The 13,795-nt window shown below is 59.2% G+C and carries 8 protein-coding genes; 1 reads left to right on the forward strand and 7 read right to left on the reverse strand.

Features of this window, described 5'->3' with window-relative positions; genetic code table 11:
• Positions 1-72: 72 nt before the first annotated feature.
• The 5 genes from EXY20_RS34300 to EXY20_RS34320 form a co-directional block, all read right to left on the reverse strand.
• Complete coding sequence (locus EXY20_RS34300) at positions 73-4,614, reverse strand: S-layer homology domain-containing protein (protein ID WP_167859721.1); 4,542 nt, start codon at positions 4,612-4,614, stop codon at positions 73-75.
• Between the two features lie 523 nt (positions 4,615-5,137).
• Positions 5,138-5,551 (reverse strand): hypothetical protein, encoded by a 414-nt coding sequence (locus EXY20_RS39350; protein WP_167859722.1) that lies wholly within the window; start codon positions 5,549-5,551, stop codon positions 5,138-5,140.
• Positions 5,552-5,970: 419 nt separating this feature from the next.
• A complete protein-coding gene (locus EXY20_RS34310; RefSeq protein ID WP_135556942.1) occupies positions 5,971-7,242 on the reverse strand; it encodes an FAD-dependent oxidoreductase in 1,272 nt (423 codons plus the stop codon).
• A gap of 308 nt (positions 7,243-7,550) precedes the next feature.
• A complete protein-coding gene (locus EXY20_RS34315; protein ID WP_135556943.1) occupies positions 7,551-8,414 on the reverse strand; it encodes an AraC family transcriptional regulator in 864 nt (287 codons plus the stop codon).
• Between the two features lie 18 nt (positions 8,415-8,432).
• Positions 8,433-8,837: a MarR family winged helix-turn-helix transcriptional regulator gene (locus tag EXY20_RS34320; protein ID WP_135556944.1), complete on the reverse strand. Its 405-nt coding sequence runs from the start codon at positions 8,835-8,837 to the stop codon at positions 8,433-8,435.
• Positions 8,838-8,989: 152 nt separating this feature from the next.
• Here EXY20_RS34320 and EXY20_RS39355 point away from each other — a divergent pair, with 152 nt between their 5' ends.
• Complete coding sequence (locus EXY20_RS39355) at positions 8,990-9,160, forward strand: hypothetical protein (RefSeq protein ID WP_167859723.1); 171 nt, start codon at positions 8,990-8,992, stop codon at positions 9,158-9,160.
• An 88-nt stretch (positions 9,161-9,248) separates the two neighbouring features.
• Here the strand turns inward: EXY20_RS39355 and gyrA are convergent, their stop codons facing one another.
• On the reverse strand, positions 9,249-11,693 hold the full coding sequence (gene gyrA, locus EXY20_RS34325) for a DNA gyrase subunit A (RefSeq protein ID WP_135556945.1): 2,445 nt from the start codon (positions 11,691-11,693) through the stop codon (positions 9,249-9,251).
• Positions 11,694-11,706: 13 nt separating this feature from the next.
• Positions 11,707-13,680 carry a DNA topoisomerase IV subunit B gene (gene parE / locus EXY20_RS34330; RefSeq protein WP_135556946.1) on the reverse strand — a complete coding sequence of 658 codons (1,974 nt, stop codon included), beginning with the start codon at positions 13,678-13,680 and terminating at the stop codon, positions 11,707-11,709.
• Between the last annotated feature and the right edge of the window lie 115 nt (positions 13,681-13,795).

A 13,795-nucleotide genomic window follows, 5' to 3' on the forward strand; every position in this document is an offset into this window, starting at 1 on the left:
CCGGAACGAATCGTTCGTTCGGGCGGACCGCTGGCTGCGGCCCCTTCATTCGTCCGGCTGGCGACGGCTTGTTCAGTTCATGAACTCGGCGTATTGGAGCAGCTTGCGCAGCACAACAACCGCTTGGGCGCGCGTCGCATTGACGGCCGGTTCGAATGTAATATCGGTCATGCCGTTAATGATGCCCGCTTCCACCGACATGGCGACCGCCGCTTGCGCCCACGAGGAGATGAACGGCGCGTCCAGAAACACTTCCAATAGCTCGTCCTGACGGTCGCCGACGGCTGCTTCCTTCCCCGCCGCCCGGAGCGCCGATGCTACCATCACCGCCATTTGCTCTCTTGTGATGTTGTCGTCCGGACCGAATCGCCCGTCGTCGTATCCCGAAACGATGCCCGCCTTGACCGCCGCGCCGACGGCGCCCGCATACCAGGCGCCTTGCGCCACGTCGAGAAAGTTCGCCGCATCGCGATTTTCCGCCATGCCGAGCGACCGGACGAGCAGCGACGTAAACTGCGCGCGCGTAATTTTATTGTCGGGGCCGAACTCGTCGTCGGAGATGCCTTTGACAATCAGCTTCGAAGCCAGCATCACGATATCGTCCTGCGCCCAATGGCCGTCCAGATCGGCAAACGACTTCTCCGCCGTAACGACGACATACGTGCTGTTGCCCGGCCGTTTCATTACCGCCATCGGAGTGCCGCCCGGCGATTCGAACATCGTCGGTACGAAACTCAGTTCGCCCGTCTCGCGATCGACAATCGCCCCGGTCGCCCGAGCAGGGTCCACTTCCTCGTCAAGCGCAATCGTGCGGGTCATGTAGCCCCCGGCGAACGTTTTGACTTCGAGCGGCGTCTTGCCGGTGGCTTCGGCATACACGACAAAATCGTAGCTGCCGCTGACCGTCGTCGCTCCCGCCGCCGCTGCCTGATCGGCGATGCGCTGCGCTTCGTCGCCGGAAAGGAGTTCCGCCTGAATGACGATGCGCACATTTTTCGTTGCGACGCCCAGCGACTTCGCCAGGGCGTCGGGATCGATCGCACGAACGGGCAACTCGTAGCTGGCGGCGCCAAACGTTACTCGCACGACGGCGTCTGCCGATGCTTTGCGCCCGGCCGCCAAGGCGTCGCCCGCCAGCTCGATCCGTGCGGCGCCCGTCGAATCGTCGGCTTCAATCCGCAGCTTGTGGGAAATTCCGCTGCGTCCTTTCCAAGCATCGAATGCGCCGGTAAGCGTAGTCGCATCGATCGCTGCTTTGGCGTACGATTTGTTGCGCAGGCTGACCGGCGTCGAGGAAGCCGAAATCGTCACGCCATTGCTGGCGACAGACAAATTGCCGCTCCCCGTCTGCTCCCCGTCCGTTTGCGTTTCGCCCGGATCCGCCGAGCCGTCTTCCGACGTCATGTTGGAAGCCTCTTCCTCGCTGAAGCTGTCCGCCGCGTTGCCGGCGGCGTCCTGAAGCTTCGTTTCGCCGCGGGAATAGCCGACGGTGACGGTTTGTTCCGACGTGACAGGAGACAGCAAACGAATGCGTACTGCGTCCTCGACAATCGTGATCGACTGAATCGATCGCGCGATGCCGTTCACCGCAACGACGAACGAATTCGCAGCCGGTACGCTTGATGAGAGCAGCGGCTCGTCATAAACAAGCGTAAGCAAGGAGCCGTCGATTTCGTTCGAGCTCAGCGATGGCGCGGTATTGTCGACAAACAGCGAAGCATTCGATTCCGCCGACACATTGCCGAGCTCGTCCACGACGAACAGCTTGTATTCGCCTTCGTCCGAAGGCGCCAGCATGCTGGTCGACGTTCCGCTCGCCGCTCTTGTCGTGGACGAATCCGGCGAAAATTCGGACGTCCCGGGCGACGCGAACCAGATCTGGTAGGCCGGATTGCCCGCGCTTGCGATGGCAACCGATGTGCCGCCTTTGCGCCACGTATTTTGCGGGAATACGTTGTTCTGCACCGTTGGCCCGGAATTGCGCACCGTCAGCGTCGCCGTCGATTCCGGCGATACGTTGCCGGCGGAGTCGCGTATAAACAGCTTGTACACGCCTTCGTTGTTCGGGGCCGCGATCGTGTTCGCCAGTCCGCTGTCCGCCATCGTCATTGTGTCGCTTTCATAGAACGACACGGCTCCCGAAGGAGCGAACCAAACTTCGTTGCTCGGGTCTCCCGAGCTGTTGATCGTCACGTCCGCCCCGCCTTGCCGCGTGATGCTGGCGGTGAATACGGCGTTCTGGTTGGATGGCGGCGCGTTGCTTACAGTCAGCGTCGCTGCCGAAGGCGCGGACACGCGGCCGAGCGAATCACGAATGTACAGCTTGTACGCCCCGTTCGTCGTCGGCGCATCGATGCCGGTAGCCGAACCGCTTGTCATTGTCATCGTCGTGCCGTTGTCCGTGAACGTCTTCGTTCCGTTCGGCGCAAACCACATTTCTTGCGACGGATCGCCTGTACCGGCGATGGAAACCCATGCGCCGCCGCGAACGCGGACGCTTGCGCCGAACACGGTGTCCTGGCTTGTCGGCACGGCGTTGTTCACCGTCAGCGTCGCCGTCGAAGGCGGCGACACGTTGCCGGCAGCGTCGACGACGTACAGCCTGTATACGCCTGCCGCGGAAGGAGCCGCAATCGTGCTGGCCGTTCCGCTTCCCGCCTTCGTCATGGTCGGACCGGCCACGAAAGCGGACGGCGCCTGTTCCGGCGCGAACCAGATCTGGTCGGTTGCATTGCCCGAACCGTATATCGCTACGGCTGCTCCGCCTTTCTGCAGCACGTTGTACGGAAATACCGCATTCTGGTTCGACGGCGGCGTATTGTCGACCGTCAGCGTCGCGTTCGATGCCGCGGACTGGTTGCCCGCCGTGTCGAACACATACAGCTTGTACGCCCCTTCGACCGCCGGCGCCGCAATCGTTACGGCCGTGCCTGTCGCGCGCGTCATCGTCGGCCCTTCGGCGAATACGGTGGTACCTGCCGGCGCAAACCATACGAAGCCGCCCGCGTCTCCCGCGCTGCCGATTTTCACTGCGCCGCCGCTCGTTTTGGCCGTATTGGCGGAGAAGACGGTATTTTGATTCGTCGGCGGGGTATTGTCCACCGTCAGCGCCGCTGTCGAAGCCGGCGAAATGTCTCCCGCCGCCGTCTTGACGAAGAGCTTGTACGTGCCCGCCGTAGTTGGTGCGTTGATGGTTGTTGCCAAGCCGTCGGCCGCTTTCGTCATGGTTGGGCCGGCGGTGAACGATTTCGCCGATGCGGGAGCGAACCAAATTTCGTTGGTTGCAACGTTCGAACTGACGATTGTTACGGGCGCCCCGCCCTTGACGGTCCGGTTGCTGGCGAACACGGTATTTTGCACCGAACTGACGGAATTGTCTACGGTCAACGTAGCGGCCGATTCGGGAGATACGTTGCCGGCGGAGTCGACGATATACAGCTTGTACTGGCCGACTGTCGACGGTGCGAGGATCGTGGTCGCCGTGCCGCTTGCCGCTTTCGTTTTGGTCGGTCCCGCCGCAAAACTCGTCGTGCCCGCGGGCGCGAACCAAATTTGATTCGTTGTGTCGCCCGAACTGACGATCGTGACGGATGCCCCGCTTTTTTTGGAAACGTTGGCGGAGAACACAACATCCTGGTTCGTTGGCGACTGCCCGTCGACGGTCAATACCGCCTTGGATGGCGCAGAGACATTGCCCGCCTCGTCCAGCACGTACAGATTGTACACGCCGTCGGTTCCCGGCGCCTTGATCGTCCTGGCGGTGCCGTTAGCCGCTTTCGTCATCGTCGGCCCTTCGGCGAACGAAGTGGTGCCTGCGGGAGCAAACCACACGCTGTTCCCGATGACGCCGGAGCTGCTGAGCGGCACATCGCCGTTCGCTTTCTTCTTGACGCTGGCCGGAAACACCGTATTCTGATTCGTTGGCGGCGTGTTTTTGACGGTGAGGACGGCAGTCGAGGCTGGCGATACGTTGCCCACCTCATCGACGACATACACCCGGTAGGAGCCGGGGTTGGCGGGCGCCGACATTTCCGTCGCATTGCCGGAAACGGACCGCGTCATGTTCGCAGCGGCCGCAAATTTGCTGGTGCCGGAAGGGGCGATCCAGATCGTGTTCGTTTCGTCGCCGGACGGGTTGATCGGCATCGTTGCTCCGCCCTTGACCATTCTGGCGGCAGAAAACACCACATTCTGCGTCGTCGGCGCATCGCTGTCGACCGTAAGCGTTGCGATCGAAGCGAGCGATGCCCTGCGGGCGGAATCGAGCACATACAGCTTATAGGTACCGGATCGGCTCGGCGCATTGATTTTTGTCGCTACGCCGTTCGTCGCTCTCGTCATTGTGACGCCGGCTACAAAACTGGTCGTCCCCGCCGGCGCAAACCAGATCTGGTTCGACGATACGCCGGAGCTGGCGATGGTGACGGACGTGCCGCCCTTTACTTTCAAATCGGCCGCGAATACGGCGTCCTGGCTTGTCGGCCCGCCTTCCGCAAAAGCGACCTGCGTGCCGATCGACGGCAGCGGCGTTATGGCCGAGCCGGCGACAACAATCGCCAGCAGCGCTTTGGCGCAACAAGCGGTTAATCCGCTTGCCTGTTTTCGTTTCGTCATCGTACTGATCCCCATGCTTTCTTTGTGAGGTAGAAATGTTTCGCAATCGTTACGATTCGACACGGGATGGCGAAAATCCTGCCGGTTAGGGGAAAGGGTGAGTCTCTTTTCCTAGTTGGGATAGTAAGAGCGGTGAGGGCATGCCGGATTGGCAAGGCCGTGAGGGCATGCCGGATTGGCAAGGCCGTGAGGGCATGCCGCTGCGCGGGAGGGTTGGTCCTCCGATCGCTCCTTGTTTTCGGATGGATCTGAACAATATTCAGCGGTTTCCATCCGAAAGCCAAAGGCGACCACTATCGTTTCTCCGGACCAACCCTCCCGCTCCGCTCCCGTTCCTCACCCTTTTTTTGCAGTACACAAATGCTCGCTCTGCTGCCCGCTTTCGCACATGTGTCTCACCTGATCCTTCACCGGATCGTTGTGAAATCGTCGGACACCCTCCCCGCGGTGCTCACTTTTCAAACAGCCGCACAAAAAACTGGCACCTCGATGAGCGCCGATTATGGCTTAAGCGTAAAAATACTCAACCACGGCCTGAAAGGTCCGTTCTATATTTTAAGTGTAAAAAAGCATTGAAATCCATAGAATATGCCCATTTATTGGAATTCACAAGGATATTAAGTGCGCTTATACAGTTAAGCCGTTTAAATCTGCTGTTAGGTGCGAATTTCAGTGTATTAATGCAGTAAAATTTGTGGTTATCGTGGTATGGTTGTTGGGTTAGGGTATGGTTGTGGTTTGGGTTGCGGTTTGGGTTGCGGTTCGGGTTGCGGTTCGGGTTGTGGTTCGGGTTGTGGTTCGGGTTGTGGTTCGGGTTGCGGTTGCGGTTCGGGTTGTGGTTCGGGTTGCGGTTGTGGTGTGAATTTGCTTCTGCTTCTGCTTCTGCTTCTGGTTCTGCTTCTGGTTCTGCTTCCGGTTCTTCTTCTGCTTCCGGCAATGTCCACTAAATAAAACAAAACAAGTAAGGTACCCGTTAAAAAACGGATGCACACCATGCACCCGCCCACCTAATACGAATAAAAGCTGATTGAACCGTCCGAAACACACTTCACCCAACAAAATAGCCCACAAAAAATGGCCTATTCGCACCTTTTTACCGGCTCGGGCGAAAATAGCCAGTGAAAACACTGGTTATTGCGACCGATCAGCCGCAAAATGGTACGTTTCAAAGAAATAGCCAGTGAAATCACTGGCTATTTCTTTACTCGCGGCCATTTCGGGCGTAATAGCCAATAAAACATGGCCTATTTCGATCACGCTGCTGCAAAACCACCGGCTTACGGGCCGGCTACCGCACCGCAACCGGCCGGGCGCCCGCACCAACCAACCGCGCCAACCGCCCCGACCATTCGGCGCTTACGCCTTCGCCGCCGGCTTATACAGGCGGACATCGCCCGCCTGCAGCCGCTCGTGCAGCTTCTCGATCGAAACGCTCCGCGTATCGCAGCCATCCGCCAGCGCAAGGGACGCGGCGATGCCGGCCGCCTGACCGAGCGCGTAACACGTCGGCTGCACGCGCATCGACGACATCGCGACATGGGTCGCCGAAATGCTGCGTCCGGCCACAAGCAAGTTCGTCAGCTCCGACGGCACCATGCAGCGATACGGAATGTCGTAGCCGCTGACGTGGCGTTCGTCGGTCGTCTTGCTCCCGTCGGGGCTGTGAATGTCGATCTCGTAATTCGTCTGCGCCACCACATCGGCAAACCGCCGGCCTTCCACCACATCCTGCTCGGTCAGTGTGTACAGTCCCCGGATCTGATTCGTTTCCCGCACGCCGACCTGATTCGCGACATGAGCAAGCGCATATGTCTCGAATCCGTTGCGCTGCAAGTAGTTCGCAACGGAAAACACCTGGCGAAGCGCCTCCGCCTCGGCAAAGTTGATATCCTCGATTTTCGCGCCGTTGCCTTTCACCCGCGTCATGTTCACCAGCAATTGCCCGTCCTTGTTGCGCTCCCAGTACAAGCGCCGCCCTTGCGGCAGCTCGGACACGTCCTCATACCGGTAACAGCCCTCCGGAAGGATCGGCACCACCGGCTTGCCGGTGTTCTGCATCATGAACATCAGCGTCATCGGCTGCGTCAGCCCGTCCTCCTCGCGGCCGGACGTATACGGCACCCCGGCGTCGATCGCCACCCGCGCGTCCCCGGTGCAATCGATGAATTGCGCCGCCTCGAAAGCCCGCAGCCCTTCCCGCGTAGACGCGATAACCGCCTGCAGACGCTCCCCTTCCTTCACGGCGCCGATAAATTCGGTGTGGTAGATGACGCGCACGCCTTCTTTTTTCATTTTCTCGTTAAAATAATACCGCAACAAAAACGGCGAGTACTGCGGAGCGATCGACGTGTCGTGCCCTTCCGGCAAATATTCCGCCAGCACCTCGCGAATGATTTCCCGATACAGCCCCGTCACATTCCCGATCGGCATAAAAATGCTCACATTGCCCAGCGTCCCCATGCCGCCGAGTTGAGCCGATTTTTCCAGCAGGATGACGTTCCGCCCGCAGCGCGCCGCGCTGATCGCCGCCGCCGTTCCCGCCGGCCCCCCGCCGATCACGACAACATCCGCCCGGTCGTAGGTTGCAATGCTTCTGTGAAAATCGTAACCACCACGCTTATCCGCCATTGTTGATTCCTCCTCCACACGATGAAATCCATGCTCCTGCGCATAGTTCCATTACCGCATTGGACCGCATCTCAGGTCCAATCGGCAATGAAGGTTACCTCTAGCGCCGGGCCAACTTCGCTGACTTACATCGATCATAGTTTCATTACCGCATTGGACCGCATCTCAGGTCCAATCGGCAATGAAGGTTACCTCTAGCGCCGGGCCAACTTCGCTGACTTACATCGATCATAGTTTCATTATAGAAGGAGGCTTGCGGCTTGGCGTTGTCAAATCGTGGCGAATATTTATCAAAACGAGCGGCCCGCCTATTGCTGCTGTTGTCTCGTTTTGCCCGGCGGGTATCCGATGTGCTGCTTGTACATTTTTGAAAAATGATGCACGCTCGAAAAGCCGCAGCTCTCCGCGATCGCCTGAAGCGGCAGGTCTGTGGCGCCAAGCAGCTCCGTAGCATATTGCAAGCGCAGCTTGAGCAAATATTGATGCGGCGGCAACCCGAACTTGCGGCGAAAGCGGTGGGTAAAGGAGGAAGGAGACATCAGTGCCTTGCGGGCCATCTCTTCGACGGACAGCGGTTCCGACAATCGGTACTGCATGTAGGACGGCACCCATTGCAGCGAGTTGCCTCTCGTATTCGGAGCAGCATACGTTTTCACCAAATAAAGCACAATTTCCATCGCATGCAGCTGCGCCTGGAGCTGGTCCACGGCGTTGCCGCCATGCCGGTGCGCAACAAGCTTGCGCATCGTTTCCGCGAGCCACTCCGAACCCGGCGGCTGCGGCACAGGCGGGATGACGATATCGGCAAAACGCACCAAACCGGGCTGCAAACCGGCGGCATCCACCGCCTTGCCCGGCTCGACCGGCACAAGCAGACCGGGCCTGGGGCTTGCCGCTGACGGGAACCAGTCCATGTGCAGCGACAACAGCTCCACATCTCCCTCCGCCTCGAACCGGTGGACGGTGCCGGGCTCCACGAAGCAAAATTGCCCCGTCTCCACGGTATGCGCTTCGTCATTCTCCATGACCAGACGGCAAGTCCCCTCCAGAACATAGAGGAGCAAGTAGTCCGTGATAATTCTTAGCGGCGTCCGCCAGTTGTGAAATTGAAGCTGGTCCGCAAAACGAATATACGGCTGCAGCTCCTGATCCAAAATCGAATCGGCCGGCATGCGATAATCCCCGTTCTGTCAATTGGCGATCTTGCCGAGCAAATAAACGAGCACCTGCTGGTTGTGCGACGAAATCCGGTTCAGGTACGATTCCAGAAACGATTGCCGCACCTGGATGCCGCGCGCACACTCGGATTGGCCGAGCTCCGTCACGACGACCCACACGATGCGCCGGTCCTTGTCGTCGCGTTCGCGCACGATCAGCCCGCCTTTCTCCATCCGGTCGAGCAGCGTCGTAATCGCCGCCGGCGTCGTTTCCAGGTGGGCGATAAAGTCGGACGGCTTCATCTTGTCGCCGGACAACAGCAGCTCCAGCACGTTCAGTTGGCCTTCCGTCAGCGTGGGGGCCAGCTTCTCTTCCATATGGGCGTGCAAATCTTTCGACAGCTTGGACCAGAGCCGGGCGAATTCTTTGGTTACCAATGCGATCACTCCGTATCGTTCGGTTTCCTTCATTATAACATTGACTTCGCCTCGTTTGAAGCTTAGGTTGGTTAATACTTTATTACATTAACCGATACAATCAATCACCGTTTGACAGCGTTCTACATACAATGAACGAGGAGTTGATCGCCATGGAAAGAGAGTTGTACCGCAGCATCATGGAGCGCGCTTATGCCAAAGGGCTGCTTGCCGACCGCCGTTATATCGAGCACCCCGAGGAACCGCTGCCGGCTTGGGTCGTACTCGATATTGCGCTGCGCCTGCTCGAACAAACCGAACCTTCGTACGCTACCTACGATTGAATCCGCCCCCGTGCCAGCCGCGGACAAAACAAAACCGCCCTGACCCCGGCATACGGGATCGGGGCGGTACCTGTTGGCGCAAGGCCGATCACAGAATCGGCAGCTTCAGCACATCCGTTACGGCTTCGCCCTTCTGCACAACAACTAGCTGCTTGCCGGGCGATTTGCGGTCTTCGATCGGCGCCGCTTCCGTCTTGAAGCTGTATTTGGCTCCCGCGCTCGTCACCGCCATCACGGCATAACCGTCTTTGACATAATACGCCTGGACAAGCTTGGTACCATTCGGTTTGACGCGTTTGCCTTCCTTGAACTCAAACGAAATAATCCCTTTGCCGCCTCGCCCCTGGATAGGATAATCCATCAGCAAGGACGACTTGGCGTAGCCGCCGTCCGACACGACCATAATCTCCCCTTCGTCGCCGTCGACCCATTCCGCCGCTGCAATTTCGTCGTCGTCGCGCAGCTGGATGCCGCGTACGCCGCCGGTCGCCCGGCCCATGACGCTCACTTCCATCTCGCGGAAACGAATGCCCATCCCCAGCTTCGTAATGAGCACAATATCGCGCAGGTTATCGCTGAGCTGCACCTTGACGACCGCGTCGTCGTCCGCCAGCTTGCAGGCGGCGATCGCGCCGGTGCGGTTCGTTTCGTACTCCGCCAACTCCGTTCGTTTGACCTGGCCCCGTCGCGTCACGAACACGAGCGACTTGCCCGCCGCATCGCTGAAGCCCTTGACCGGAATGACGCTGACGATGCGATCGTCCTTGGCGATCGGAATGATGTTGACGATCGCCGTGCCGTTGTCCTTCCACTTGTACTCCGGAATCTGGTGCACCGGCAGCGAAAAGAACAACCCTTTCTGCGTAAACAGCAGCAGCGTCTCGAGTGTGCCGACGTCGAGCAGGTAGCGCACATAGTCGCCGTCCTTCAGCCCGGTATTGGCGTATTCGCCGCCCGAACGCGTGTAGCTCAGCTTGCTCGTCCGTTTGACGTAGCCTTCGTTCGACAGCGTTACGAACACGTCCTCCGGCGTCACCATCACTTCGAGATTGACTTTCAGCTCTTCGACTTCGCCTTGAATATCGGAGCGCCGGGCGATGCCGAACTTGGCGGCAATTTCGCCTATCTCTTTCTTGATGACGCCGATCAGCTTGCGCGGATCGTCCAGAATCGAACGCAAATAAGCGATCGTCTTCCGCACTTCCGCCAGTTCCTTCTCCAGCGCCGTAATTTCCAGGTTCGTCAGCCGGTACAGCTGCAGCACGAGAATGGCGTCCGCCTGCCGCTCCGTAAAGCCGTATTTGGCGACGAGGTTGTTTTGCGCGTCCTGGCGGTTTTTCGACGCCTTGATCGTGGCAATCACATCGTCGAGAATGTTCAGCGCTTTGACCAGCCCTTCCAACACGTGGGCGCGGTCTTCCGCCTTCTCCAGCTCATACTTGGTGCGAAACGTGACGACTTCCTTCTGATGCTCGATATACGCCTTCAGCATGTCGCTCAGCCCGAGCTGCTTCGGCGTTTTGTTGACGATCGCCACCATGTTGAAGCTGTAAGCAACCTGCAAGTCGGTCTTCTTTAGCAAATACGCCAAAATCCCTTGCGCATCCGCATCCTTCTTCAGCTCGACGACGATGCGCAGCCCTTCGCGGCCGCTTTCGTCGCGCACTTCGGCGATGCCCTCGACCTTCTTCTCCAGCCGGATGTTCTCCATCGCCGTCACGAGCCGCGATTTGACGACCTGGTACGGAATTTCGGTGATCACGATCTGCTGCTTGCCGCCGCGCATATCTTCGATCGCCGTGCGGGAGCGAATGTAAATGCGCCCTCTGCCGGTCAAATACGCTTCGCGGATGCCTTCTTCGCCCATGATGATGCCGCCGGTCGGAAAATCCGGCCCGCGCACGATGCGCATCAGCTCTTCGAGCGTCAGGTCCGGCTTATCCATCAGCGCGATGCAGGCGTCGATCACCTCGCGCAGGTTATGCGGCGGAATTTCCGTGGCGAAGCCCGACGAAATGCCGCTGACGCCGTTTACGAGCAGGTTCGGATAACGCGAAGGCAGCACGACCGGCTCCTTCGTCGTGTTGTCGAAGTTGTCCTTGAACGGCACCGTACGTTTGTCGATGTCGCGCAGCAGCTCCATCGCGATTTCCGACAGCCGCGCTTCCGTATACCGCATCGCCGCCGCGGGATCGTCGTCGAGCGAGCCCCAGTTGCCGTGCCCGTCAACGAGCACGTGCCCCATTTTCCACGGCTGCGCCATGCGGACCATGCCTTCGTAAATCGACGAATCGCCGTGCGGGTGGTAATTGCCCATCACGTCGCCGACCGTTTTCGCCGACTTGCGGTACGGTTTGTCCGGCGTGTTGCCGGAATCGTACATCGCGTACAGGATGCGGCGCTGCACCGGCTTCAGCCCGTCGCGGACGTCGGGAATGGCGCGATCCTGGATAATATATTTGGAGTAGCGGCCGAACCGGTCGCCGACCACGTCCTCGAGAAAAGCAGGCAACAGCTGTTCTTGCAAACTCATCCGTCAAACGCTCCTATTCCTCAAACTCGGTAAAATCGACGTTCTCCACGATCCAGCGCTTGCGCGGATCGACCTTGTCTCCCATCAGCGTCGACACGCGCCGCTCGGCTTTGGCCGCATCCTCGATCTGCACCTGGAACAGCTTGCGCTTCTGCGGGTCCATCGTCGTCTCCCACAGCTGCTCCGGATTCATTTCGCCAAGTCCCTTGTACCGCTGCAGCTCGACGTTTTTGTACTCCTTGATCACGGTCTGCAAATCCTCGTCGGAAAAAGCGTACTGGAACGCCGGCGACTTGCCGCCCTTCTTCGTCACCTTGTACAGCGGCGGATGGGCGATGAACACTTTGCCGTTGTCGATGAGCGGTTTCATGTAGCGGTAGAAAAACGTCAGCAGCAGCACCTGAATATGCGCCCCGTCTGTATCGGCGTCGGTCATGATGATGATTTTGCCGTAGTTGCTTTCCTCGTGGTCGAACTCCGAACCGATTCCCGCGCCGATCGCCGCGATAATCGCCTTGTATTCGTCGTTCTTCAAAATATCGAGCAGCTTCGCCTTCTCCGGGTTCATCGGCTTGCCTTTCAGCGGCAGAATCGCCTGGTGCTTCGAGTCGCGCCCCTGCTTGGCCGAGCCGCCCGCCGAGTCTCCTTCGACGATGAACAGCTCGTTGCGGGCATAATCCTTCGACTGCGCCGGCGTCAGCTTGCCGTTCAGGTTCGAGCTTTCGCTTTTGCCCTTTTTGCCGCTGCGCACTTCTTCCCGCGCCTTGCGCGCCGCTTCGCGCGCTTTGGCCGCCTGCACGGCCTTCTTCAGCATCGACTGCGCCACCTGCGGGTTCTCTTCGAGGAACACCGCCATCTTCTCGGCGACGACTGCGTCAACCGCACCGCGCGCCGCCGCGCTGCCGAGCTGGTCCTTCGTCTGGCCGACGAATTCGACGTCGCTCATCTTGACGTTCAGCACCGCCATCATGCCTTCGCGCAAGTCGGCGCCGTCGAGGTTTTTTTCCTTCTCCTTGAGGATGCCGCCTTTGCGCGCATACTCGTTCATGATCCGCGTGTAAGCCGTTTTGAAGCCGGTTTCGTGCGTGCCGCCGCCGCGCGTCGGAATTGAGTTGACGAACGAGGCGATCGTTTCGGTGTAGCCGTCGTTGTACTGCAGCGCCACCTCGACTTCGATCTCGTCCTTCTCCGCGGCAAAATGGATGACGTCGTGCAGCACCGTTTTGTCCTCGTTGAGAAACTGCACGAACTGGCTGGCGCCGCCGGCATATTGGTACGTTTCCTGCTTGTCCGCGCGTTCGTCCTTGATCGTCACCTTCAGGCCGGAGTTGAGAAACGCGATTTCCTGCAGCCGCTCCGCCAGCGTATCGTAATTAATCGCCGTGCCGCCCTGGAAGACGCGTTTGTCCGGCTTAAACGTCACTTTCGTTCCCGTTTTGTTCGTCGTGCCGATCACATCGAGCCCGGTGACCGGTTCGCCCACGTGCTCCTTGCCGTTTTTGTCGACCCAATATTCGAAGCGCATTTTGTGAATTTTGCCGTCGCGCGAAATTTCCACTTCCAGCCACTCCGACAGCGCATTCGTCACCGATGCGCCGACGCCGTGCAAGCCGCCTGACTTCTTGTAGCCGGCCCCGCCGAATTTGCCGCCCGCATGCAGCATCGTGTAGACGACCTGCGGCGTCGGAACGCCGGTTTTGTGCATGCCGGTCGGGATGCCGCGGCCGTTGTCGCGCACCGTTACCGATTGATCTTTATGGATGATGACAGCGATCTCCGTGCAAAATTTGGCCAGATGCTCGTCGACCGAGTTGTCGACGATTTCCCAGACAAGATGGTGCAGCCCCGACGAGCTGGTGCTGCCGATGTACATGCCGGGCCGCTTCCGTACGGCGACAAGTCCTTCGAGTACTTGTATGTCATCGACATCGTAGCCGGTTGCCTCCGGCTGCCGCTGTCCTGCGAACATGTCCAACTGTTCGGCCATGCATGTGCCCCCTCTGTAACGTTTCGGAACTATTTAGCATTATAGCACGGCTCGGCGCAAATGCGAGAGCCCCATCCACCCAAGTATCGGCGAAATCCGCCGACCGGAACCATGC

This window comes from Paenibacillus cymbidii, from assembly GCF_004764705.1.
Taxonomy (GTDB): Bacteria; Bacillota; Bacilli; order Paenibacillales; family NBRC-103111; genus Paenibacillus_AN; species Paenibacillus_AN cymbidii.